Consider the following 24,124-nt stretch of genomic DNA (forward strand, 5'->3'; position numbering starts at 1 on the left):
AAGCTTCCTTGTAGTTGTTGATTTAAATGTGTTTTATGTTTTATCCCAGCGGCACCACTGTCGCTCACAGGGTACGCCGTCGCCGTCACCGTCCATCTCTGTGCCTGGGCAATGACGTATGTAGTAGGTTGCCTCCTCACAGGAGCGCATATGGCTGCAATGTGTCTTGCCTGTCTCACAGCGAAACTTGGGGGTAGCCGGTTGCCACTCTTGGGGCTCGACTGCGGGGAGTTCCTCGTAGGTGATCATCGGAGTGGCATTGAGTGCCTGATACTGCTTGACGGCAAAGCTGCCGATACTCACGAGTATGACAATGAAGATCATCCGCTGCAGGCGAGAGCCGGAGCGGCGGTGAGAATAGTGGGACGTGGACGAATGGTTTTTATATTGGGAGCGAGTCGATTTATTCGCAAGGCCAGAAGCCCTCCCCGAAGCTATGCCTGAAATCACGGCGACGCCTTCAATGCTGGCCTTGACAGCCTTTATCTTGCCGTCACTCTGCTGCTGGCTTTGGTAGATGATCTCGTCGCCCACGACAGGCTTTCTGGCCATCTGCTTCAGGGCTGAGATATGGATAAACACATCTTGGGCATTAGGCGTGTTGGGCTTGATAAAGCCAAAGCCTTTGTCATGGTTCCAGCGAACCAGTGTGCCTCTTTCCATGGCTAAGATTATCCTTTTATGAATTATTTGCCTGTTGATTCAGCGGCTAAGCAATATTATTCGCCTATGCTATCGCGAATTCTCATCCTTTGTCACCCGCTAATGGTGACCAGGTTCAGCACCCAGCCCATCAGGGTGAAGGCGACCAGTAGCAGGGCAAACAGCAGAGCCAGTAGGCGCCACTGCATCACCTGTTTGAGCATGACAAATTCGGGAAAGCTGGCGGCGACCGTGCTCATGCAGAAGGCCAGTGTGGTGCCCAGGGGCACGCCTTGGATCAACAGGCTCTCCAGCACCGGGATCACCCCGGTGGCATTGGCATACAGGGGGATGCCCATCAGTACGGCGATGGGCACTGACCACCACTGGCCGTCGCCCAGGTTGGCTTCAAGATAACCTGCGGGCACGAAGCCGTGTAGCGCCGCACCGATACCTACCCCAATAATCACCCATTTCCACACCCGGCCGAAGATGGTGAGCGTCTCCTCCTTGGCGAACTGGTGACGTTGGCGCCAGCTCATGCCGGGCGTGCTCTCGTTAGGCGTGTAAGTGTCAGACACAGAAGTTTTGGCTTGCGTCTGGGTGGCGCCGTGTCGATAGGCGTTGGCGGCGAGGGGCTGTAGCCAGCGCTCGGCATGCAATAGGTCGAGCAGGGCGCCGCCAAGCATGCCAATGGTGATGCCGGTGAGGGCGTAGAGCAGGGTGATCTTGGCCCCCAGCAGGCTAAACAGCAGCAAGATGGCCACCTCGTTGATTAGCGGTGAGGTCAGCAGGAACGCCATGGTGATCCCCACGGGGATCCCCGCCGTGGTAAAGCCGAGGAACACGGGAATGCTGGAACAGGAGCAGAAGGGGGTGATGGCGCCAAAGCCGGCCCCCAAGCCATAACCCAGCAGCTTAGGCTTGCCCGCTAGATAGTCGCGCACCCGCTCGACATTGAGCGCTGCCCGCAGCCAGCCGATCAGGTAGATCATCACCAACAGGAGGGCAAAGATCTTGCTGGTGTCTTCGACGAAGAAGTGCAGCGCCTGTCCGGCGGCGCTCTGGCTGGAGAGGCCGAGCAGATCGTAGACCAGGAGATCGGCGAGTTGGGTAAACCAGGCTAGCATGGGGTCTCCCTAGAGGTGACTGAGGCGCTATTGCACCTTGTTAATCTTGCTTAGCAGCTGGGCGAGCTCTTCCTCGCTGGGCAGACGACCGGCGGCCAGCACCTCGCCGTCGATCACTATGGCCGGGGTCGACATCACGCCATAGGCGGCGATCTGCGTCATGTCGGTCACCTTGGTCAGCTCTATGTTTAGGCTGAGTTCATCGGCGATCCTGGCGATGTCGCTGGCGAGGTTAGTGCAGCGTTTACAGCCGCTGCCGAGTACTTCTATCTTCATCTGTTTCCCCTTATCTAACGGATTGAATAGGTTTGGCTTTATCTGTTTTGGCTGCTAATGGCTTGGCGCAGCAGCCGGGTGTTTGTGCAAGAGCGGTCTCGATACAGCTCAGCATGCCGAGCAGGCAAGGCGTCTCCAGCCGGTAGTAGATCTGCTTGCCCTCGCGGCGGCTGGCGACTATGCCCGCCTGCCGCAGTAGCGCCAGATGTTTGGAGACGGTGGAGATGTCGGCGTCGACGCCATCGGTCAGCTCGCAGACGCAGCGCTCCTGATGTTCCAGCTGTTCAACCAGCCAGAGCCGGGTCGGGTGGGCCAGCGCCTTGAGCAGGGCGGCGCGGTTGTTGAGTCGCTGCTGGGCCTGAGCTTGAGTCTGGATCTGTGCCGTCGTTGATTTCATGGTGCGCCTCAAAAAGTGGAGCCTTCATTTGGCATAATAGCCAAATGTTCTGGAGTGAGTCAGCTTTATATCAAGGGTTTAGCTCGGGTTTGTGATGGGCCTGTCAACTGCAGAAGGCTTTGTGAGCCTTGGCTGATTTGCAATCTGAGTGAAGTAGATTTGCAGTTTGTGCAACTCTGCCTGGCCCACTGTGTGAGTGCGTTTGATGATGTGGCGAAAATTTGTACTTCGGCCACTTGGTGATAGAGTGAACAGATGCTGATCACAAGGAATTAAGATGAAGGCACTCAAATTATCCCAGAGGCTGGCATTGATGCCTGCTCTGTTAATAGGGCTTGGCCTGTTTAGCGCCCAGGCGTCGGCCAGCAATGGTTTTAACAGTGAGGCGAGTCACGCCGCCGGAGGCGCCGCCATGGCCGGGGCGCTGGTGTGGGCATCGGATGCCTGGACACCTCAGTATGACAGGGCCTGGGTGGGCTTCTCCGTCAGCGCCGCCATCGGCATCTTGGTGCAATATCATGAGTACGACAAGGGCACCAACACCGCCAGCGAAGCCCTGCTGGACGCCGCCTCTCACACCCTGGGGGCTGCCATCGGCGCCTATGTGACCGACGGCTATCTGCTTAGCCCCGTGGTCAAGCCCGAGCCGGGCGGCAGTTATGTGGGCGTGGATCTCTCCTTTCGTTTCTAGCGCCGTCCCTCTTTGGTGACTGACGCCTGGATGGCGTTTGACAGATTAAGCTTGGTTTAAGTGTTAGGGCCGATCATGTTGGCCAAATCACAATAAAAACAACTTGAAGGAGAGGACGCGTGAAGAAGATAGCCATTTTGTTGCTGTGCATCTTGATGCCGGTGACGACGGTTTTTGCCCAGACGGGCAAGCCCCTGTCGGTGGAGGTGCTGTGGCAGCTCAGCCGAATAGGTAACCCCAGCATTTCCCCCAACGGCGATTACATCATCGCCCCAGTCACCGAGTACGATGTGCCCGAAGATAAGGGCAATACCCAGTTGTGGCTGTTTAGCCAGGACGGCAAGCAGCAGCGGGCCCTGACCGCCAAGGGGATGCGGGTGAGTGAGCCGGTATTCTCGCCAGACAGCAAGACCCTGGCCTTTATCAGCAAGCGCGATAAGGATGAGGCGGGGCAGATCTATCTCTTGCCTATGGATGGACCGGGCGAGGCCCAGCGCCTGACCGATGTGCCGAGCGGCGTCTATGGCCTCAAGTGGGTGGGCGAGCACCTCTACTTTATCAGCTCTGTCTATCCGGGTAAGAACTGGAAAGAGATCGGCGAGCAGCTCAAGGCCGATAAGGACAACAAGGTGTCGGCCCATCAGTGGAACGCGCTGCCCTATTCGAGCTTCGATCACTGGATAGACGAAGGCCGTCAGGCCCATGTGTTCCGTATTGCCGCTAAGGGCGGCGAGGTGGAGGCGATCACTCAACCCCTGAATATCGAGCTGCCACGCTCGTCTCAAGGTGCGGGCAGCTATGACATCAGCCCGGATGAAGCCTGGATCGCCTTCAACGCCAACGGCAGCGACAATCAGGTGAATCCTAAGCTAGATCTCTTCCTCGCGGCCATCGGCAGCGGTAAGGCTGAGAACATCACCCCAGACAACCTGGCGCCGGACGCCAGCCCGCAGTTCAGCCCCAACGGTAAGACGTTGGCCTTCACCCGCCAGCACATTCAGGGCTTCTATGCCGACACCGCCAAGCTGATGCTGTTCGATCTGAAGAAGCGCAGCACTAAGATGCTTGCCAAGGAGTGGGATCGCTCTGTGGCCCGCTTCGTGTGGACCCCAGACAGCAAGGGCTTCTATGCCGCCATCGACGATGCGGCCACCAGGCGCCTGTTCCATATCGATGCCAAGAGTGGCAAGGTGAAGGCGATCACCAAGGCGACCAATTTCGGTCAGCCGGCCATCGCCAACAATGGCACACTAGTGGCGACTAACGACAGCTTCCTCTACCCGGCGCGCCTGGTGAAGGTGAATGGCAAGAACGGCAAGACCAGCCGTCTGGACAGCTTTAACGACGAGATCCTCGCGGATGTCGATCTGGGCAGCTATGAGTCGGTGACCTACAAGGGTTATAACGACCAAGAGATCCAGATGTGGGTGCACTACCCACCAGGGTTTGATCACAGCAAGAAATATCCGCTGATGATGCTGGTTCATGGCGGGCCGCACAACGCCATATCGGACGGTTTCCATTACCGCTGGAACGCCCAGACCTTTGCCTCTTGGGGTTATGTCACCGCCTGGCCAAACTTCCACGGCTCCAACAGCTTCGGTCAGGCGTTTGCCGACAGCATCAATCCGGACTGGAAGAACAAGTCACTGGAAGATGTGCTCAAGGCAGCCGACTGGTTTAAGCAGCAGTCCTGGATCGACGACAAGCGCATGGTGGCCGGTGGTGCCAGCTATGGCGGGTACCTGACCTCTATCATCCTGGGGCAGAAGCATCCCTTCAACGCCCTGCTGATCCACGCCGCCGTATACAACATGTACTCGCAGATGGCGGCGGATTTCTCGGTGCACAGCCCACGCTTTGGCAACTACTGGGATAACCCAGAGATCTACCAGTCGATCTCGCCTCACTACGGCGCGGGCAATTTCAACACCCCGACCCTAGTGATCCATGGTCAGCTGGATTATCGCGTGCCTGTGGGCCAGGGCTTCGAGCTGTTCAGAACCCTGCAGACCCGCGGCGTGGAGTCGCGCATGATCTACTTCCCCGACGAGAACCATTGGATCATGAAGCCCAACAACTCCATTTACTGGTATCACCAGGTGAAAGACTGGATGACCCGCTTCGCCGAGCCGGGTGGCAAGTAGGCGATTAATCTGGCCGTTAAGTCAGCAATAAAAAAGGCTGCCCCATTTACTGAGGGCAGCCTTTTTTGATGAGATGAAAAGCTTAAGACTTCTGAAGTTGGGCCTTGGCCGCCTCGACCTTGGCGAAATCCAGGCCTAGCTCGCTCACCGCCTCTTTGATCAGGGCGGGATTTTGCATCACCAGCGCCATCAGCTGTTGTAGCTTTTCCGGGGCGATCCCTAGCTGACCAATGGTGCCCATGGCCATCAGAGGGTTTTCGGTCAGGGCCTGAAACAGCTCCTGGATCTGCGCGTCGCTGACGTTGTGTTCTTTTAAGATCGCAATAATCGGATTCATTGCACTACCTTATCTCGGTTGAAAGTAAAACAGGCCGCAAGTGTAGCATCCTCCACGACCAGCTCAAGCGATAGCTTCTAATGCCAAAGCTTCTAGCGCATGCCACAGTTTCTAGTTCATGCCATTGCGCTTGAAGCAGTCCACATAGGCCTTGTCCTCCTTCTGGATGTGCTGGCTGAGCCAGCTCTTAAGAAATGCCATCAACTCAGCGCCAATATCTTCGCCCTGTTCGACCCGGCGCTGAAACGCCTGCACCTTGCCCACCAGCTGGTGGTGAGAGTCGGTATGCTGCTTATCCTGGGGGTAGCCAAACTGCTCGAACAGCGTCTCTTCATACTTGAAGTGATTGGCCGTGTAGTCGATCAGCCCCTGTACCACCCGCTTGATGGAGGCCAGGCCATAGTTGTTATTGAGCAGATAGTAGAGCTCGTTGATCAGGTGTACCAGGGTCTGGTGCTGACGGTTGATCTCGGCGAGGTTGAGATCCAGGGCGTCGCTCCATTCGATCAGCTTGTCGCGGCGTTTATCCTCACGGCCGATCTGCTCGCTGTCGGTGGCAAAGCGGTGCAGCAGGGAATCGATCTCACCCGCTAAATTACGCACCGTGATGCTGGCCAGCAGTGTCTCCTGGGTAGCCTTGACGTTTTCATCGGATACCTTGTCGACCTCCACCAGACAGGTTTCCAGCACCTGAGTCTGCTCTACCTGATGTTGGGAAGCGACGGCGATCTCTTGGCCCAGGGCATCGATGGCGTCTATCTGGCTCACCAACTTTTCGAAATGGGATTCAGCCTCGTTGGCCACGCTCTGGGAGTGTTGCACGCTCTGGCGGTTTTTCTGCATCGCCGCGATGGCACCATTTATCTGGGTTTGCAGGTTAACTATCTTGTTGTTGATATCTTCGGTGGCCACCTGAGTGCGTAGCGCCAGGGAGCGAACCTCGTCGGCGACCACGGCAAAGCCCCGGCCCAGCTCGCCGGCGCGGGCACTCTCGATGGCGGCGTTGAGCGCCAGTAGGTTGGTCTGCTCGGCAATCCCCTTAATGGTTTCTACCACCTGACCTATCTGCAGGCTCTCCTGCTTGAGCTGCTCGAAGTTCTGGTCCGAGGCGGCAAACTGTTCGCCAACTTCTTCCAGTGCCGTCTCGAGGGAGCGCATCTCCTGCTTACCACGATCCGCCTGACGCTTGGACTCGCTGGCCAGCTGTGAGGTGGACTCACAGAAGGAGGATACTTCGGCGGTGGTCTCAAACAGCTTGGAGACTATCTGTTTGGCCTCTTCGACATCGCCCTTCTGTCTGAGGGCGCCGGTTTTGGAGACTTGGGAGTCGGCCTGCACGGTATCGGCCACTCTGACCAGCTGCTGGGCAGACTTGCTCAGGGAGAAGACGGTGCGCGACACATCCTCGCCTATCTGATTGAAGGCCTTAAACAATGGGCCGCCGAGGGCCTCCTGGGTGTCGAGCCTTACCCTGAGATCGCCCTCGGAGAGATGGATGGCGGCGCTGCGCAGCCTGCCGAACATGCTATTCAGGGCTAGTAGCACAGAGAGGATAAACAGGTAATCGATAACTAACAGGGCCAGCCAGCCCCAAGCGCCTTGGCGTATCAAGAGGTAGGCTATCGGCACCAGTGGCAGGCCGGTCAGCAGACTCCACTGCAGGGCGCTCAGCGAAGCGATCCTTTTCGCAATTTTATCAATCATTCCCAAACCTTATGTTGAGTGTGACTCTATAAAATTTAGTCCAAATTCACTAAATAGGTTATCTGTATCCGCTAATTAAAACCGCTCGGCCCGGCGCTGATTTAGCCGGGCCGAATGTTGGTCGAATGCGGGCTGAATGTGGGGGTAGGGAAGGTGAGCGCCTAGAGGCGGGGATCGCCGGACTTGCTGTCGACCTTGCCGATCACCTCGATATCGCTCAGCTTAGAGAGTATGCCCCACTGTTGTATGGTCATCATATCCTTCACCTCCTGGGCCTTGAAACTCAGGCGCAGGCCATCCTTGCGATACTCCTGGGGGAGATTTTGCGGCAGTATGTGGCGGCCATCGTCGGCAACTATGCCCCAGAAACCACCCTCGAGATTGAAATACCTAACCGTGCCTTGTGTCATGGTGATCGCCTTCTGCAGTGAGTCGCTGGTCTCCTTAGATAAACCATCGGCGACGATTTTAAGATCCTCGGCCTTGGGCTGAGCCTTGCTCGTTTCGGCTTGAGGCGTCTCGGCCTCATCGGCCTTCATTGCGACTGTCTCTTCAGCGCTTTGCTTTGCCGCAGGTGGCTGCGCGGGGGCTGATTGCTCTTCCTGGTTACAGGCCGAGAGCGCCAGGGCGGCGAGTAGGGGGAGTGACAGCTTGGTGATTACACCCATAGGTAAGTTCCTCATGCACTTTATGTTTATCTTAATTACTCTAACAGAATCCCCAGGAATGCCTAGCCCAAGGAGTGGGGCAATGCTTGCGACAAGCGAGCTCGTACCATAGCCGCCTCATAGCAGGCTAGCGCTAGCACGCCAGTATCTATTGGTTTTTCGCATATTAACTGCCAAGGCGGATCGTCCCTGCGGGGATAAGATGGCGCCCCATTACCTCTGTGATAACCAATAAGAGAAGGCCCATGAAAAAATTACTCCTTGTTCCGGCGTTGATCTCTGGCGCCCTAGTCGCCGTTACGCCGGCATCGGCGGCGACCATCATAGGTGGCCTAGGCTTCGAGTCGGCGCGCACAGTGCAGCCCACGGAGAAGAAGGAGAAACAGCAGGTCGAAGCCATCTTACAGGCGGTGAATGTGGAGTTTCTCGGACTTAACTGGAGCAACACCACGGCCGCCAAGATAAACCGTAACGGCGACATGACGGTGGCGCGCAACTGGGCCTACGGCTTCTGGAACGATAATTTCGGTGTTTCAGTGGATCTTATCAAGGGGGACTGGCTCGGCGCTGGCCCCAATATCGCCGCGGTGGGTCTCGCCTATCAGGATTGTTGGGACAATTTCTGCCTGCGGGTTAACCCGACCCTGGCGGCGATCGACATGAAGGGCGCCGATGGTCAGGTGTTTAAAGATAATGGTGCCCAGCTCAACCTCAAGGCTGATTATCAGTTTAACGATACCTTCAGCGCCACCTTTCATCCCCAGTATGCCAGCTGGAACGACGACGAGCTGGGGCAGACCCTTAAGCTGGAGTTCAACCTGACCGCTAACCTGACGGACGATAAGCGTCATAAGCTGATGCTGGTGAACGAACATTTTCTGGTCAATAACGCCTCTACCGACCACCGGACCCGTTACATAGGCGAGAACTCTCCCTTCGGCGGTTATGTGGTGGGTACCGAGTCGACCCTGAAGCTGCGTTATTTTTACGTGTTTTAAATCAAACTTTTGCCTACAAATTTGCCGACACTACCCTCTCTCCTGGTGTCGGCGATCTCCGCCTGGGCCCACCCTTAGGGTGTGGCCCAGGTTTTCTTCTTCCCCTTAGCCAAGTACCATAGCCTGCAACAGACTGATTTATAGCGCCGCGAACCAACCCAGTTCGGCGGCCAAAGGAAGGCGTGATGCTTGCTAACAAATTGCTTGCCAGAAAAAGAGGCCCCATGACCGCGATGCGCCGTCAGCGAGGCTTTAGTGGAATGCAGATCTTCTTGATCGTGCTCCTGACAATGGTGCTGACCGCGCTGGCCAGCTTCTTTATCATCAAGACCTATATCTTTCCCTCGCCCTTTACCCCAGTGACCCTCAATGCGAAGGAGGAGCAGCGGCTGGATAACAAGCTGTCCCAGCTGGGCTGGCAGGTGGAGCGCAAGGATGATCGTCACGGCGGCGCAGGTAAACTCGAGCCAGAACCCTATCGTGAGCGCGACGCCGACCGCCGGGTGACCTTCAGCGAGAAGGAGGTCAACGCCATGATTGGCCGTAACCCTGATTTTGCAGAGCGCGTGGCGATAGACTTCTCCGACAATCTGGCCAGCGCCAAGATCTTGATTCCCATTCCCCAGGACTTTCCCATCATGGCCGGTGAGATCCTGCGGGTGAACGCCGGGCTGGATATCCATCTGGATGCCCGCCGTCGCCCAGTGGTTGCCCTGGTTGGCGTGAGCCTGATGGGCGTGCCTATCCCCAATGCCTGGTTGGGTAACATGAAGAACGTCAATCTGGTCGGGGAGTTTGGCGATCGCGGCTTCTGGACCGCCTTCGCCGACGGGGTCGAAGATCTGCAGATCCGCGATGGCGAACTCTATCTTAAATTACGCCGCTAGAATCGCCCGGCCTCAGCTGCATTGGAGGCAAAATAAAAGCCGGTGATGAGGGCCGGCTTTCGATGCAGTGGTGTAGGGAGATGGTGAGATGGCGCCTAGTCCTTGCTCTGCTGGGTGTCGGCCTCCTGCTCTGCTGCCTTCTCTTGTTTGCTCTCTTCCTGTTTAGGTTTCTCGGCCTGTCCGCCGCATCCGCCACAACAACTCATAACAACTCCTGTTGGTTCGATTAACTGGTCACAGAGTACTTGATTAAATTACTCGGGTATTTGATCTCGATCAGCTTTTTTCGACTTGTTGTGATCGCCGCCGCGCTCGGCAGTGATCCTTTTAGCGTTCTGGTGAGCATTTAAGATCTCAGGCGGTCAGCTCCTGCTGCGCGCCCTGGCTATCCCGGGCGGCGAAATAGCTCAGGGTATCGGCTATGATCACCTTGCGCAGGCCGATGAGGGCGATCAGGTTGGGGATCGCCATCAGGCCGTTGACGGTATCGGCCAGCAGCCAGATGAGATCCAGCTGGATGAAGGCACCCACGGCGATCAGGCTGAGGAAGATAAACTGGTAGATCTTAATGCCTCGCTCACCTAACTTGTGGCCGGTGAGATAGTACCAGCAGCGCTCGCCGTAGTAGTGCCAGCCCAGTATGGTGGTGAAAGCGAAGCAGACCAGGGCTATGGTCACCAGATATTGGCCGATGACGGCCGAACCGCCGGTGGCGAAGGCGGCGCTGGTCATGGCGGCACCTGCGGCATCGCCGCTCCAGACGCCAGTGATGATCAGCACCAGTCCCGTCATGGTGCAGATAAGCAGGGTGTCGAAGAAGGTGCCCGTCATGCTCACCAGCCCCTGTTCTACCGGCTCCTTGGTCTTGGCGGCGGCCGCTGCGATGGGCGCGCTACCCAGACCCGACTCGTTGGAGAAGACCCCACGGGCGATCCCTATCTGAATCGCTTGGGCGACCGTGGCACCCAGGAAGCCGCCGGCGGCGGAGATGGGGCTGAAGGCCGAGTGGATCACCAGCTGCAGCGCCGGGATGATCTGCTCGCTAAAGGTCACCAAAATCCACAGGCAGGCCAGCACGTACCCCAGCGCCATGCTGGGCACCAGCTTCTGTGCCACCTTGGCGATCCGCTTGACGCCCCCAAGGGTAACAGCGGCTACCAGCAGGGTGAGCACCAGGGCCGTGACCCAGGCGGGCACGTGGAAGGCGATGGTTATGGCATCGCTGATGGCGTTGACCTGGGCAAAGGTGCCTATGCCGAAGAAGGCGACGCCGACGCCGAACAGGGCGAACAGCTTGGCCAGCCAGCTCAGACCCAGGCCGCGCTCTATGTAATACATGGGGCCGCCGGCGATATTGCCGCGTGCATCTGTGGTGCGATACTTGAGCGCCAGCATACACTCGCCATACTTGGTGGCCATGCCGAAGAAGGCCGCCAGCCACATCCAGAAGAGGGCGCCCGGGCCGCCTACCTTGATGGCGGTGGCCACGCCGACGATATTGCCCGTGCCTATGGTGGCCGACAGCGCGGTGCACAGGGCGGCGAAGGAGGAGAGATCCCCCTGGCCGCTGGCGGGTTTGAACAGCAGCCTAAGCGCCAGGGGCAGTTTGAATACCTGGATCAGCCTGAGGCGCAGGGTGAGATAGAGGCCGGTACCGACCAGTAGGCACAGGGTGATAGGGCCCCAGACGATGGCGTTGATCTCGCTTAGTAACGCGTGAAAATTCATGATGTTCCTCGAATATTAAACTCAAGGGTCTGTTGGCCTTTATGGTTTGATTTTTGTTCAATCTAAACGCGTTCTGATCAAGGCGTAAGCAATGCGACATAGTGAGCTATGTAATTTGCGTACAACAATGAGCAGGGTGCGTTTAGATGAACCCTTCGGGCAGCGTTTGTAGGCTATTTCAACTGCGTTATCGCCAGTTTGTGTAGAGTTACTACACCGCACCGGCTCTGCCTTGTATAAATCACCTACAAACTGCTGCAAAAAACAAACAGAAAAGGTCAGCAGACCCTAAATATGGAGGAGGAAAAGAAATGTCTGTGTGGAGACCGGCGTTTGTGGCTATTAGCTGTGACAAGCATTTACATTGGTGGATACCAACTGGGCAAAAGCACAAACGACAGTGACTGAATATAGCCGGGGCTATAACCGCTACAGTCATCCTCTCCTCTGTCCTTTTGCCTGAGCGTTTCGCGCAGCCATTGGGGCTGCACTTTCGCCTTCGGCGCCGTGATACCTAGGGGTTATCCTGGGCTCACAGTCTCTCCAGAGGCTCGTCCAGTAACAGTCCACGCCACAATATGGCACCTGAAAGAGTGGTTTCTCGCCGATAACGCCTGGCGACAAACTTGCCTCGTCGGTGTGGGGTTGACTCCCCACTCTCCTGCTACCTTCATCCGAACGGAATCCGGGGGCGGCAGCCCCCGGGGCCGTATAGCATGCGCCAAACGCCGCGCCAGCTCAAGGGGGTGAGTCACACTTTTGGTTGAGAGAGTGGCAAGGATGGTCGCCAAGAGAGAGGAGGGGGATGAATGCCAGGCTTAGACCAAAGGCGTACGATTTTTTTCGCCCAGCCCCTTACCTTGGCGCCCGCCCAGGGTTTAGAATAAAAGCTCATAATCACGTTGTGGTTATACTGGCATTCATTGCTTAGCAGTCCAGCCTCTACGCTCACAGAAACTTCAGGTGTATCGTCACCTCACGACTTGCCATTTTTTGCCAAGTGCAGACAAGCCTTGATCTCGACTCGTTACACTCAGATGTTCGCAACTGTGTTGCGGCCGCAAGCATTATTTCATCGGGATCAACATGTTTTCAGCAGTCAAAAAAAGCATCAGCGCTAAACCCTCTTTTCAGGAGATACAGACCAACATCTTGGCGGGATTGACCGTGGGGGTGATTGCCCTGCCACTCTCTATGGCACTGGCGATCGCCAGCGGTGTGCCGCCTCAGCACGGCCTCTACACGGCGATGATCGCTGGCATAGTGATCGCCCTGTGTGGCGGCTCTAAGGTCAACATCTCTGGGCCGACGGCGGCCTTCGTGGTGATTCTGCTGCCCATAGTGCAGCAGTTTGGCCTGGGGGGCCTCCTGCTGAGCGGCCTGATGGCCGGGGTGATACTGCTGCTGATGGGACTGGGTAAGCTGGGCAAGTTGATCGAAATAGTCCCTTATCCCGTGACCGTGGGATTCACCGCCGGGATAGGAGTGGTGATAGCCACCTTTCAGATAAAAGACTTCTTCGGTCTCGAGGTGGCCGCTGGTGGCGAGCATTACCTGGAGAAGCTCTCCTACATCCTTCAGGCACTGACCAGCATCAGTTGGCAGGAGACGCTGATCGGCGCCCTGACCCTGGCCGTGTTGCTGGCCTGGCCTAAGCTCAAGTCTAAGGTGCCGGCGCATCTGGCGGCGCTCTTGGTGGGCGCACTCATTGCCTGGGTCATGACCCTGATGATCGGCGGTTTCTCGGTGGCGACCATAGGCAGCCGCTTTCACTATGAGCTCGATGGCCTGCTGGGCAGCGGTATTCCGCCCATCATGCCTAGCTTCGAGTGGCCCTGGAATCTGCCGGGCGCCGATGGTCAGCCCATAGGCATGAGTTTCGAGCTGGTGCGCGAGCTGCTGCCCTCGGCCATTACCATCGCCATCCTGGGCGCGCTGGAATCCTTGCTGTGCGCCGTGGTGGCCGACGGCATGTCGGGCAAGAAACACAACCCCAATGATGAGCTGTTCGGCCAGGGGCTGGGTAACATCTTGGTGCCTCTGTTCGGTGGTATTCCGGCGACGGCGGCCATCGCCCGCACTGCGGCCAACGTCAAGGCCGGGGGGAGCATGCCGCTGGCCTCAGTGATCCATGGCCTGTTTATTCTGGCGGGGATCCTCCTGCTGGCGCCGCTGCTGTCATACATTCCCATGGCGTCCATGGCGGCGCTGCTGCTGGTGGTGGCCTGGAACATGAGCGAGGCCAAACACTTTGCCCGCACCCTCAAGGTGGCGCCGAGGGACGATGTGTTGATCTTGGTGCTCTGTTTCGCTCTTACCGTGCTGTTCGACATGACGATTGCCGTGGCGGTGGGCATGGGGCTGGCGGCCATGTTGTTTATTCGCCGCAGCATCAGCCTGACCGATGCCAGGGCGGTGGAGACTAACCATCAGGCCTATGAGGTGCCTGAGAGTGTGGTGGTGTACGACATTAATGGGCCGCTGTTTTTCGGCTCTGCTCACAAGGCGCTCAAGACCATCGCCCTGGTGCGTCCCGACGTGCGGGTGGTGATCCTGGATATGTCGGAGGTGACTCTGCTGGATATGAGCGCGATCGTCGCCATGGAATCTATCGCCCAAGATCTCTCGGGCAAGCAGGTGGCGCTGATCATCAACAACCTGCAGCCGCGCATGTTGCTCAAGCTCAGACGGGCGGGGATCCGCAAGCGCCGTGGTCAGGTGGAGTACGCCCGCACTATGGACGACAGCTTCGCGTTGGCCCAGCGGATGACGGCGCAGGCATAAAGCGATTAGGGTACTTGGGGCCGCTGCATGTCGAAGCGCAGCGCCTCAGAGATGCCATAGTAGGCAGAGGGGCCGCCGGCCCTGAGGATAGGCTCGGCCTTGGCGGTCTGGTAGCTGCCATCTTCTATCAGGCTGGGGTCGATATGCACGGCGACCACTTCGCCCAGCACCAGCCAGGTCTCAATTTTCTCGCCTGCGGCCGATTGCAGCTGCAGCGACTGGGTCAGCCTGCACTCGAAGTTGACCGGGCTCTCGGCCACTCGGTCGACCCCCACAATGCTACCCGGCGCAGGCGTGAGCCCGGCAAAATCAAACTCGTCGCTGCCCGCTGGCAGGGCCGCCGAGGTGAGATTCATCTTCTCGGCTAGCGGCCGGGTGGCCAGGTTCCAGACAAATTCGCCGGTAGCCAATATGTTGGCCAGGCTGTCCTTATAGCCGACACTGGCGAAGCCTATGATAGGTGGATGGTAGTTGAAGCAGTTGAAGAAACTGTAGGGAGCCAGATTTCTATGGCCCTCGGGGCTGCGCGAGGCGATCCAGCCGATCGGTCTGGGCCCGACGATGGCATTGAGCGGATCGTGCGCCAGCCCATGGCCCTTGCTTGGTTCATAGTAATAACGCGCCTGTGTGTTCATCTCATCACCCTCTGCCAAGACTGCCGTCGATTAGGTTAGTCGATAAGGTTATTTAACGCCGCTTAAGCTAGAAAAACAACTCTCTGGTCTTGGGCTGAGTTTTTGATTAGTCTAAAAAATCCCCTACCTAACAGTGAGAGCTCGAATGCTTGCCAATAAGAATAATAATTTAAGCCTCTTTGCGATTGTTATCTCGCTCGTCTGCCTACTGGCACCTCAGCTTGGTCAGGCGGCCGCTACCGACGAGATACTGCCGCTGCGCGAGCGTGCGGCGATGATCGACAGCCTGACTCAAAAGCGTGTGCAGCAATTGCTGCCCGACTTGATGCGCGAGACCAATATCGATATGTGGCTGCTGATCAGCCGTGAATATAACGAAGATCCTGTGCTGAAAACCCTGCTCCCTGCCACCTGGTTGTCGGCGCGGCGCACCACCATACTGGTATTTGCCCGCGATAAAGCGGGCGAGGTGAACGCCTATGCAATAGCGCCTTACAGTGTGGGGAATCTGTTTACCAAGGCCTGGGATAAGGAGGCGCATCCCAGTCAGTGGCAGGCGCTGAACGCCTTAGTGGAGCGCTATCAACCCAAGCGTATCGGGGTGAACCGCTCCGGCAGCTGGGCCCACGCCGATGGCCTGGTAGCGGGAGACGAGCAGCGGCTCTTGAGTCATCTGCCCGAGCGTTATCGACAGGCGCTGGTGTCTGCCGAGCCGCTAGCGGTGGGCTGGCTTGAGCGCCGCATCCCAGAGGAGGTTGAGCTCTACCCCAGCCTGGTCAAGATGGCCCATGAGATCATCGCCCAGGGCTTTTCCAATCGGGTGATTAAGGTGGGGCAGACGACCAGCGAGGATCTGGTGTGGTGGTTTAGGGAGCGGGTACGTGAGTTGAAGCTCGACACCTGGTTTCAACCCAGCGTCACCATTCAGAGGGCTAAGCAGCAAGACCTGTCCGGCGATAGCGTCATTCTGCCGGGTGATCTCCTGCATGTGGACTTTGGTATCACCTACCTGAGATTGAATACCGATACTCAGCAACTCGCCTATGTACTGCGCGATGGCGAGACCCAGGCGCCCGACTATCTGGTAAGGGCGTTTAACTCTGGCAACCAACTGCAAGACTTACTCACGGCTCAGTTTGCCGTGGGCAGGACGGGCAATGAGGTGCTCAAGGCGGCGCGTGAACAGGCCATCGCCGCTGGGCTGAAACCCACCATCTATTCTCATCCCATCGGCTATCACGGTCATGGCGCCGGCACTAGCTTAGGGATGTGGGATGCCCAGCAAGGGATCGCGGGATCCGGGGATCACCCCCTGCATCTCAACACCGCCTATTCCATCGAGCTCAATAACGCCGTGTTTATCCCCGAATGGGAGCGCGAGATCCGTATCATGCTGGAGGAAGATGCCATGTTTGACGCCAGCGGCGTCTGGTATCTGGATGGCCGCCAAACGGCACTGATCTTAATCGAACCGGAATTAAGTATGGGAGGTAAGTGAGCGGACTAATACATTTGTTGTATTTTTGTTGACACTCGGTTGGCCTGGCAGTAGCTTCTAGTTTCTTTTTTTTGAGGGAACAAAAATCGTGACTAACTACAAGATACAAAAACATTTTTCGTTAATTTTAGGGGTTGTTTTATTAGGCCTGACCACAGGTTGTGCCACCTCTTATAAGGTGAACCCTGAGCTGGTGAGCCAGTTTAAACCTGAGGCGACGCCGACTCAGGAGCAAACCTTCGTCTATGTGATCCGCGGTGCTAACTTTCAGGGGGGCGCCCGCGGTGCCTGGGTAGCGGCTAACAAAGATGTGGTTGCCGATCTCTCTAACGGCAGTCATACCCTGTTAAAGCTGGCAACCGGGCTTAACTCTGTGCATCTGGTGCAGGGGCTGGTGGGCTTCGGTTATAGCCGGGTAGATAATCGTCCCGGTGAGACGGTATACCTGACCATAGACTACACCACGGGCAAGATGAAGGAGGTCGAGCGTGACCTTGGTGTCTCCATGATCATGCAGACCAAGAAGGCCAAAGATATCGGCGCGCCGAGAAAGAACGATGCCTACGATAACCTGTTGGCCAATCCCGCCTTGCTGGGTTTTCCCGTGATGAAGACTGGTGTCGAGCCGATTAAACCCGATGAGCACTCGGCGGTGATCAACTTCTATCGCATGGAGACGCTGATCGGCGAGGTGCCTTTCGATGTCTGGTCTGAAACCGGTTATGTGGGCAGTACCAAGGCGGGCACCTATTTTCAGGTAAGAGTCACTCCGGGCAAGCACACCTTCGTATCACTCTCTGAGCGTTATTCTGTGCTCGAAGCCGAGGTCGAGGCTGGCAAGGAGTATGTGGTCGAGTACGATGTCGACATGGGATGGAACCAGGCCCATGTGCAGATTTTGCCGATCGATCCCGTCAAGTCGGCTAAGACCATCAAGAAGTGGCAGGAGAAAGCCAGGCTGATGGTGCTGGATGAGACTGTGTTGCAGCAGCCCGAGTTTGCCCAGCGTGTTCAGATGGCGAAGGAATACCTGACGCCAAAATTTAAGAGCATAGATGCTGGTGAGATGAGCACTCGTGCCTTGACTAAGCAGCACGCGCTCTAGTCTCTAGGCTCTAGTCTTTAGGGACTAGGCCTTGCCTCTCATAAGCGAATCACTCTTAGGTGGTTCGCTTTTTGTTTTTTAGCCACCGCGAATATAAGCCAGTGTGAGCCAGCCCTCAGTTTCATTTCATAAGATCTCCCACAATTCAGTTATTGGCGTGCGCCAATAACTCATCAACATTTAATCGATAAAGGGAATGGCCATGCCAAGACCCAAAAAATGTCGCCGTCTGCAGTGCCGTCCGCCCTGCAGCCTGTTTAAGCCTAATGGGATCCCAAGCGTGGAGCTGGAGAAGATCCAGTTGGAGGCCGACGAGTTTGAGGCTTTGGCGCTGGGAGATGTGCAGCGTCTGAGTCAGCTGGAGGCGGCCGCGTCCATGGGGATCTCCCGCCAGACCTTCGGCAATCTACTGGCCAGTGCCCGCCAAAAGGTGGCGACGGCCATCACTCAGGGGCAGGCCATAGTGCTGCCGATATCGAACCAATAAGGAATCATCATGATAATTGCTATGCCCATGAGCAGGGGCCGTCTGGCGGCGCATTTTACCAAGGCGCAGCGCATCGGCTTCTTCAACGAATATCACCAGCTGATCACTAGCTTCGATAACCCGGCCATAGGTGGCGGTGGTTGTCGCGCCAAGAGTGAGCTGCTCAGCCTGATCAAGGCGCAGAAGACAGACATAGTGATAGTGCAGCATATCGGCGAGCGCATGCTGGGTAAGTTGCTGGCGGCGGGGATCAGTGTCAGCCAGGGTGACAACGCTGAGAGTATCGAGGTGCTGCTCAGTCAGACTCAGCTGCTGGAGCGTCGTCTGCTGGACGCTTCACAGGGACGGGCTTCCCTCAATCACGCCAAGAAGGGCGGCTGCTGTGCCAGCGGGGGAGACTGTGGTTCGGCCGAGGGCGGATGTGGCTGCGGCGGTCATAAGCCTATGTCTGAGGTATCGAGTTTGCTACAAAAGCCTGAGTCAGCCCAGGGTGAACAGGCGTCAGTCTCCTATAGCGGCTTTCGACCCCTGAGTTAGGCCCATCAGTCCAGCAATTGATAGGGGCGAGCGATCGCCTCTCTCACCTCGGCCATGGCAAACACCTTCATGAAGCGAGCGAACGCCTGACCCTGAAAGTAGAGCTCGACGACGGGGAGGCTGAACACCCTGTGGGCGGCGGCAATATCGCCCTGCTGCTCACAGTCGATATAGCAGAGGCGCATCTTGGGAAATTCCTCGGCCAGCATCTTTAGCAGCCTGGGCTTGATGCTCTGACAGACGCCGCAGTGGGCGCTGCCAAAGAGCAGGAGCACGGCCTCATGGGTGGCTAAGTAGTAGTCCAAGGCGTCATTAGACTCTATGTTATCTGCAATTAACTGTGCCATCTGCATTACCCTTGTCTTTCATGCTCTCTTTCGCTTCGATGCTCTTGAGAGGCTTCGCAAGCGTTACGCCAGATAGAGATTATGCCTCTAAAGAGGTATTTAAATTCAATATCATAGCCTAATTTACCTACCTGGTTCACACTTCTTTTGTTCGGCTCGAATATCCGTTGTCCGCTATCTCTGCTCTGAGTAGACTGGCGGCAATAAAGCTATATTCAAGATGTTTGTTTAATCCCTTATTCAGACTGAGGCGCAGCAGATGTTAAATATCGATGATCCTAGCGTGGTCGACAAGACACCGGCGATTTGGCGTCTGGGGTTTAGGCCCTTCTTTCTGGGTGGCGCCCTGCTGGCGACCCTGTATGTGCCCCTGTGGTTGATCACCTGGTATCTGCCTGAGTTGAGCCTGCTGAGATCTCAGTTCTGGGTCAAGGTGGTGCCGCTCTGGTGGCATCCTCATGAGTTGTTGTTCGGTTTTGCCATGGCGATCGTCTCTGGCTTCCTGCTCACCTCGGTGCAGACCTGGACCAATCAGCCTAGCCTCAAGGGCTGGTCCCTGGCCTTGGTGTTTGTCTGCTGGTTACTGGCGCGGGTGCTGCTATTGTCGCCGTTTGAGCTGCCGGTGTGGCTGCCCGGGCTGTTTGACAGCCTCTTCTTGCTGCTGACGGCGGCCAAGCTCTGGTCTTGCATCTACCGGGTCAAGCAGTGGCGCAACATAGGTTTTCCCATCATGTTGCTGGTGGCCACGGGGATCAACCTGCTGAGTTACTACGCCCTGAGCCAGCGCGACTTCGTGCTGAGCCACCATATCTGGCAGGGCATGCTCTGGTGGCTGGGACTGCTGATCACCATAGTGGGCGGCCGGGTGATCCCCTTCTTTACCGCTGTGCGTATCAAACAGGCCAAACCCGAGCCGATTAAGGCGTTGGATCTCAGCCTGATTGCCTTGATGATCTTGTTGATTGCCCAGGGGATCACTAAATACCTCGCGCCCGGGGGCGAGCAGGCATTATTGGCGGTGACGGCGCTGGCACACCTGCTGCGCTGGAGTCGCTGGCTGCCCCACAAGACGCTCGGCGAGCCCATGCTCTGGTCCTTGCAGCTGGCCTATCTCTGTTTGCCCCTGACCCTGGCGGCGCTCGCTTGGAACATAGATGATGAAAATGCCTATCGCCATCTGCTGCATCTGTTTGCCATAGGCACCATGGCGGGGCTCTGCCTGTCGATGATCTCCCGGGTCTCCTTGGGCCATACCAGCCGTAATATCTATCAGGGCCCCAAGATGTCACTGGCCTTTATGGGCATCACGCTGGCGGCGCTGTGCCGGGCCGTGATGCCGCTGTGGTTTCCCGAATATAGCGAGCTATGGCTGTGGATTGCCGGCAGCTGTTGGAGCCTGGCCTTCGGTTGGTTTGTCTGGTGCTACGCGCCCATATTAACCCGGCCCAGAGTCGACGGACGTCCGGGCTAGCCCAGAGACAATTTATCCCAGACACAAGTAGTCATTTAAATGAGTGTGGAAGTGTAATGAAGAAACTAACTGCCATCGCATTGAGCCTGCTAGGCTGGTGCACCATGAGTCAGGCGCTCGCCGCAGATATTAGCCCCGAGGCCATGGATAGTATGAGAACCATGAAGGCCAAATATCCTAATCAGTATGCCAGCTGGCAGGCGACCTCGACCCAGGCGGCGCGCAGCGACATGCTGGCCAGCTATCCCGCCGCCATTATCCTCTGGGCGGGCTCGGCCTATGCCAAGGAGTACCATAGCCCTCGGGGGCATCAGTTCGCGGTGGCCGACGTGACCCATACCCTGCGCACAGGTGTACCGCCAGGAGAGGGCAAGAAGGGGCTGTCGGCGAGCTGCTGGACCTGTAAGTCCCCCGACGTGCCGAGGCTTATCGATGAGCTGGGGGTCGAAGGCTTCTCGGCGAAGAACTTCACCGATCTCGGCACCGAGATGAACAGTGTGGTCTACTGCAGTGACTGTCATGAGCAGGGCAAGGCGGAGTTGAGCCTGCCGCGTCCTCACGCCCGCGACGCCATGGCCAAGGTCCATCTGCCCTTCGACAAGCAAGATGAGGCGATGCAGGGGGCGCAGGTGTGTGGCCAGTGCCATGTGACCTACTACTTTCAGCCGGAGCGCAGCAACAAGGTTAACATTCCCTGGATCTTCGGCAGCAGCGCGGATCTTATTGAAAAATATTACGACACCCGCCGCTTCTACGAGTGGATCCATCCTATCTCTAAGACGCCCATCCTCAAGGCGCGTCATCCTGAGTTTGAGCATTGGAGCCGCAGCGAACACGCCAAGGTGGGCGTCACCTGTGTGACCTGCCACATGCCGGCGGCGACCGATGGCGAGGGCAAGGCATACACCAATCATCAGGTGGGAAAGGCGCTGCCAAACTATGACGCCGTGTGCAAGGGCTGTCATGAGAATAAACAGGCCTTGATGAAACAGCTCAACTCGGCCAAGTCGCAGATTGCCGAGAAGGCGAGACGCGTGGAGCAGCTGCTGGTCAAGGCTCACTATGAGGCGGGAGCCGCTTGGGATGCGGGCGCGAGCTGGGCAATCATGAACGATGCCATCATGGCGATCCGCCATGCCCAGTGGCGCTGGGATTTCGCCATGTCATCCCACGGCAGCTATGCCCATAATCCCCAGGAGGCTAACGCCCTGCTGGACACGGCGATCCTTCAGGCCGAACATGCCCGCCGCGCGCTTAGCGAAATCCTCAGTATGTTGTCTGTTACCCAGGTGAACTACCCGGACATTTCCACCAAGGAGGCGGCGCAGCAGGCGGTGGGGATCGAGCTGGATAAGCTGACCGAGGCTAAGCAGGCCTTTATCAAGCAAGAGGTGGATAAACACTGGCCCGCGGTGAGCCGAACTGGTTACTAATCTACTGGCTTTCAAGTTTACGTAATTAAAAGCGCCGGCCTGGATACCGGGTCGGCGTTTTTTGTTGCTAGCGCCTGAGCAGCGGATATTGGCTGTCGAAGGCGTGGCATTTCTCTTTAAGAAACTCGATACAGGTGCGGACCTTGTGGCTTGGATACTCCGTCTGCAGATAGGTGAGCTGCAGAGGGATGGGGTCGGCCAGATAGTCGGTCAGCACCAGCTCGAGCCTGCCCTCTGTGACCTCCTGGGACACATCGAACCAGCTCTTGTAGGCGATCCCTTCCCCCGCCAGGGCCCACTCTTTTATCACGGCGCCGTCGTTGCAACTCTTGCTGCCCGTCAGCTCGACCTCGAGGGGCTGTTGTTTGTCGGCGAAACGCCACTTGTGCCATGGGGTGTTACCGCGATTGAGCAATAAGATTTTATGTTGGCTTAGCTGCTGGGGATGGCTCGGGCGGCCATGGCGCGCTAAGTAGCCTGGCGAGGCCACCGCCACCCTGTGCATGCGCGCCAGCTGCCTGCGCATCAGGGAGGAGTCCTGTAGCTCACCGTATCTCAGCGCCAGATGGACATTCTGTGCGATGAGGTCGTCCAGCTGATCGCCGAAATAGAGCCTCAGGGTCAGCTCGGGGGCCTGGGCCGCTAGCTCATCCAGCCAGGCTCTTACCCGGTTGCGGCCAAGATCTGAGGGGAGGGCGATGCGCAGCTCGCCCCTGAGTTCGCCTCGCTTGTCGGCGAGGGCGTCGCTGGCACCTTGCAGCAGGCTGAGGGCCTGACGCCCGGTGTCGATGAAGGCCTGGCCCTCCTCGGTCAGCTGCATGTTGCGGGTCGAGCGGGCGAACAGCTGGCAGTTAAGCTTATGTTCCAGACGCTGCAGGGCGGCGCTGGCGGAGGCAGGTGTCATGCCCAGTTCGCGGGCGGCGGCCGATACGCTGTGCAGGTCGGCGATGCGGATCGCCAGTTGCAGATCTTTGAGATGATACATATCAAAAATTTTTTGAAAATGATTTCAATACTAGCCTAATTATCAAATTATGTAACGGGTAATAGACTCTGTTTCATCGAACAACTTGAACTACATCTGCCGCGACCTGTCGGCATAAGGAAACCCGATGAAACTTTTTAACTCCTACCAGATGGGCCAGCATACCTTGGCCAACCGTATCGTGATGGCGCCCATGACCCGCTCACGCACCAGCCAGCCAGGCAATCTGCCCAACCAGATGATGGCCACCTACTATGCCCAGCGCGCCTCGGCGGGGCTGATTGTGACCGAGGCGACCCAGATCTCAGGTGATAGCCAGGGATATTCCTTTACCCCTGGCATCTATACCCAGGCGCAGATCGACGGCTGGCGTCAGGTGACTGATGCGGTGCACAGTGCGGGCGGCAAGATCTTCAATCAGCTCTGGCATGTGGGCCGGGTGTCTCATTCTGTCTTTCAGGGCGGCGAGGCGCCCATGGCACCCTCGGCCATCAAGCCAGAAGGAACCCAGGTATGGGTGGTCGATGCTGCGCACCCCGAGGGGCAGATGCTGGATTGCCCGACGCCCAGAGAGATGACCCAGGCGGATATCGATCGTGTGGTCAAGGACTTTGCCGATGCGGCGAGCAATGCGGTGGCCGCTGGCTTCGATGGAGTCGAGCTCCATGGCGGTAACGGTTACCTCATCGATCAGTTCCTGCGCACCAACTCTAACAAGCGCCGCGATGCCTACGGCGGCAGCGGTGAGAAACGTATTAGCTTCCTGCTTGAGGTGGTGGCGGCAGTGAGCGAAAGAATAGGCGCCGGGCGGGTCGGCGTGCGCCTTGCTCCCTTCGTGACCTTCAAGGACATGAACTGCCCCGAGATTGTCGATACCATCTTGCTGGCAGCCGACACGCTGTCAAAGATGGGGATCGCCTATATCCACCTGTCAGAGGCGGATTGGGATGATGCGCCGCAGATCCCCGAGTCCTTCAGGGTGCAGCTACGTAACCTGTTCGACGCCACTATTATCGTGGCAGGACGCTACGATCTTGCCAGGGCCAGCGAAGTGCTGAGCAAGGGCTATGCGGATCTGGTGGCCTTCGGTCGTCCCTTTATCGCCAACCCTGACCTGCCCCACAGGTTGCAGCACAAGTTGCCGCTGGCAAGCTTCGACAAGGGCCCATTGTTTGGCGGTGGTGCGGCGGGATATACGGACTATCCCGCCGCGCGTTAGGCATAATAAAAATCTGAT

General features: G+C 57.3%; 23 protein-coding genes and 1 riboswitch. Of the genes, 12 read left to right on the plus strand and 11 right to left on the minus strand.

All coding sequences use genetic code 11. The features are described from left to right. Nucleotides 1-33 precede the first annotated feature (33 nt). The 4 genes from K0H80_RS02440 to K0H80_RS02455 form a co-directional block, all read right to left on the minus strand. A complete protein-coding gene (locus tag K0H80_RS02440) occupies nt 34-663 on the minus strand; it encodes an excalibur calcium-binding domain-containing protein (RefSeq protein ID WP_220072968.1) in 630 nt (209 codons plus the stop codon). Nucleotides 664-755: 92 nt separating this feature from the next. Then, nucleotides 756-1,772, minus strand: a complete 1,017-nt coding sequence (locus K0H80_RS02445; RefSeq protein WP_220072969.1) for a permease — start codon at nt 1,770-1,772, stop codon at nt 756-758. A gap of 27 nt (nt 1,773-1,799) precedes the next feature. Next, nucleotides 1,800-2,048: a thioredoxin family protein gene (locus K0H80_RS02450; protein WP_220072970.1), complete on the minus strand. Its 249-nt coding sequence runs from the start codon at nt 2,046-2,048 to the stop codon at nt 1,800-1,802. 10 nt (nt 2,049-2,058) lie between these two features. Next, a complete protein-coding gene (locus K0H80_RS02455; RefSeq protein ID WP_220072971.1) occupies nt 2,059-2,445 on the minus strand; it encodes an ArsR/SmtB family transcription factor in 387 nt (128 codons plus the stop codon). Between the two features lie 277 nt (nt 2,446-2,722). On the opposite strand from K0H80_RS02455, the gene K0H80_RS02460 reads away from it, so the two are divergent. Together K0H80_RS02460 and K0H80_RS02465 are read left to right on the plus strand one after the other, a co-directional pair. Beyond that, a complete protein-coding gene (locus tag K0H80_RS02460) occupies nt 2,723-3,136 on the plus strand; it encodes a hypothetical protein (protein WP_220072972.1) in 414 nt (137 codons plus the stop codon). Nucleotides 3,137-3,255: 119 nt separating this feature from the next. Next, nucleotides 3,256-5,283, plus strand: coding sequence for a S9 family peptidase (locus K0H80_RS02465; protein ID WP_220072973.1), 2,028 nt, complete (start codon nt 3,256-3,258; stop codon nt 5,281-5,283). An 82-nt stretch (nt 5,284-5,365) separates the two neighbouring features. On the opposite strand, the gene K0H80_RS02470 is transcribed toward K0H80_RS02465, so the two are convergent. The 3 genes from K0H80_RS02470 to K0H80_RS02480 form a co-directional block, all read right to left on the minus strand. Then, a complete protein-coding gene (locus K0H80_RS02470) occupies nt 5,366-5,620 on the minus strand; it encodes a DUF2999 family protein (protein ID WP_220072974.1) in 255 nt (84 codons plus the stop codon). A gap of 111 nt (nt 5,621-5,731) precedes the next feature. Next, nucleotides 5,732-7,324: a bacteriohemerythrin gene (locus K0H80_RS02475; protein ID WP_220072975.1), complete on the minus strand. Its 1,593-nt coding sequence runs from the start codon at nt 7,322-7,324 to the stop codon at nt 5,732-5,734. A gap of 161 nt (nt 7,325-7,485) precedes the next feature. Then, the gene (locus K0H80_RS02480; RefSeq protein ID WP_220072976.1) at nt 7,486-7,992 is read right to left on the minus strand and encodes a hypothetical protein; all 507 of its coding nucleotides are present in this window, start codon (nt 7,990-7,992) and stop codon (nt 7,486-7,488) included. Nucleotides 7,993-8,237: 245 nt separating this feature from the next. Between K0H80_RS02480 and K0H80_RS02485 the strand changes: the two genes are divergently transcribed. Next, nucleotides 8,238-8,990: a hypothetical protein gene (locus K0H80_RS02485; RefSeq protein WP_220072977.1), complete on the plus strand. Its 753-nt coding sequence runs from the start codon at nt 8,238-8,240 to the stop codon at nt 8,988-8,990. 224 nt (nt 8,991-9,214) lie between these two features. Further along, the gene (locus tag K0H80_RS02490; RefSeq protein ID WP_258406160.1) at nt 9,215-9,877 is read left to right on the plus strand and encodes an arginine N-succinyltransferase; all 663 of its coding nucleotides are present in this window, start codon (nt 9,215-9,217) and stop codon (nt 9,875-9,877) included. A gap of 354 nt (nt 9,878-10,231) precedes the next feature. Here K0H80_RS02490 and K0H80_RS02495 read toward each other — a convergent pair whose 3' ends face one another. Beyond that, nucleotides 10,232-11,605 (minus strand): alanine/glycine:cation symporter family protein, encoded by a 1,374-nt coding sequence (locus K0H80_RS02495; protein ID WP_220072979.1) that lies wholly within the window; start codon nt 11,603-11,605, stop codon nt 10,232-10,234. Nucleotides 11,606-12,042: 437 nt separating this feature from the next. After that, a riboswitch (glycine riboswitch) is annotated at nt 12,043-12,162 on the minus strand. Between the two features lie 529 nt (nt 12,163-12,691). Here K0H80_RS02495 and dauA point away from each other — a divergent pair. Continuing rightward, on the plus strand, nt 12,692-14,389 hold the full coding sequence (gene dauA / locus K0H80_RS02500; RefSeq protein WP_220072980.1) for a C4-dicarboxylic acid transporter DauA: 1,698 nt from the start codon (nt 12,692-12,694) through the stop codon (nt 14,387-14,389). A gap of 5 nt (nt 14,390-14,394) precedes the next feature. Here the strand turns inward: dauA and K0H80_RS02505 are convergent, their stop codons facing one another. Beyond that, nucleotides 14,395-15,024 (minus strand): flavin reductase family protein, encoded by a 630-nt coding sequence (locus K0H80_RS02505; protein WP_220072981.1) that lies wholly within the window; start codon nt 15,022-15,024, stop codon nt 14,395-14,397. Nucleotides 15,025-15,169: 145 nt separating this feature from the next. Here K0H80_RS02505 and K0H80_RS02510 point away from each other — a divergent pair, with 145 nt between their 5' ends. The 4 genes from K0H80_RS02510 (at nt 15,170) to K0H80_RS02525 (ending at nt 18,651) form a co-directional block, all read left to right on the plus strand. Next, a complete protein-coding gene (locus K0H80_RS02510) occupies nt 15,170-16,522 on the plus strand; it encodes a M24 family metallopeptidase (RefSeq protein ID WP_220072982.1) in 1,353 nt (450 codons plus the stop codon). A gap of 88 nt (nt 16,523-16,610) precedes the next feature. Then, the gene (locus K0H80_RS02515; protein ID WP_220072983.1) at nt 16,611-17,627 is read left to right on the plus strand and encodes a DUF2846 domain-containing protein; all 1,017 of its coding nucleotides are present in this window, start codon (nt 16,611-16,613) and stop codon (nt 17,625-17,627) included. A 202-nt stretch (nt 17,628-17,829) separates the two neighbouring features. Then, nucleotides 17,830-18,114: a DUF134 domain-containing protein gene (locus K0H80_RS02520; RefSeq protein WP_220072984.1), complete on the plus strand. Its 285-nt coding sequence runs from the start codon at nt 17,830-17,832 to the stop codon at nt 18,112-18,114. A 9-nt stretch (nt 18,115-18,123) separates the two neighbouring features. Beyond that, nucleotides 18,124-18,651 carry a NifB/NifX family molybdenum-iron cluster-binding protein gene (locus K0H80_RS02525; RefSeq protein ID WP_220072985.1) on the plus strand — a complete coding sequence of 176 codons (528 nt, stop codon included), beginning with the start codon at nt 18,124-18,126 and terminating at the stop codon, nt 18,649-18,651. A 5-nt stretch (nt 18,652-18,656) separates the two neighbouring features. Here the strand turns inward: K0H80_RS02525 and K0H80_RS02530 are convergent, their stop codons facing one another. Continuing rightward, complete coding sequence (locus tag K0H80_RS02530) at nt 18,657-18,998, minus strand: thioredoxin family protein (protein WP_220072986.1); 342 nt, start codon at nt 18,996-18,998, stop codon at nt 18,657-18,659. A 259-nt stretch (nt 18,999-19,257) separates the two neighbouring features. Here K0H80_RS02530 and K0H80_RS02535 point away from each other — a divergent pair, with 259 nt between their 5' ends. Both K0H80_RS02535 and K0H80_RS02540 read left to right on the plus strand, forming a co-directional pair. Continuing rightward, nucleotides 19,258-20,469, plus strand: a complete 1,212-nt coding sequence (locus K0H80_RS02535) for an NnrS family protein (RefSeq protein ID WP_220072987.1) — start codon at nt 19,258-19,260, stop codon at nt 20,467-20,469. A gap of 56 nt (nt 20,470-20,525) precedes the next feature. Next, nucleotides 20,526-21,902 (plus strand): ammonia-forming cytochrome c nitrite reductase subunit c552, encoded by a 1,377-nt coding sequence (locus tag K0H80_RS02540; RefSeq protein ID WP_220072988.1) that lies wholly within the window; start codon nt 20,526-20,528, stop codon nt 21,900-21,902. Between the two features lie 67 nt (nt 21,903-21,969). Here K0H80_RS02540 and K0H80_RS02545 read toward each other — a convergent pair whose 3' ends face one another. Then, nucleotides 21,970-22,887, minus strand: a complete 918-nt coding sequence (locus K0H80_RS02545) for a LysR family transcriptional regulator (RefSeq protein ID WP_220072989.1) — start codon at nt 22,885-22,887, stop codon at nt 21,970-21,972. Between the two features lie 127 nt (nt 22,888-23,014). Between K0H80_RS02545 and K0H80_RS02550 the strand changes: the two genes are divergently transcribed. Beyond that, the gene (locus tag K0H80_RS02550) at nt 23,015-24,106 is read left to right on the plus strand and encodes an alkene reductase (protein WP_220072990.1); all 1,092 of its coding nucleotides are present in this window, start codon (nt 23,015-23,017) and stop codon (nt 24,104-24,106) included. The last annotated feature ends 18 nt before the right edge of the window (nt 24,107-24,124 follow it).

Source organism: Shewanella aegiceratis (genome assembly GCF_019457495.1).
Classification (GTDB): domain Bacteria; phylum Pseudomonadota; class Gammaproteobacteria; order Enterobacterales; family Shewanellaceae; genus Shewanella; species Shewanella loihica.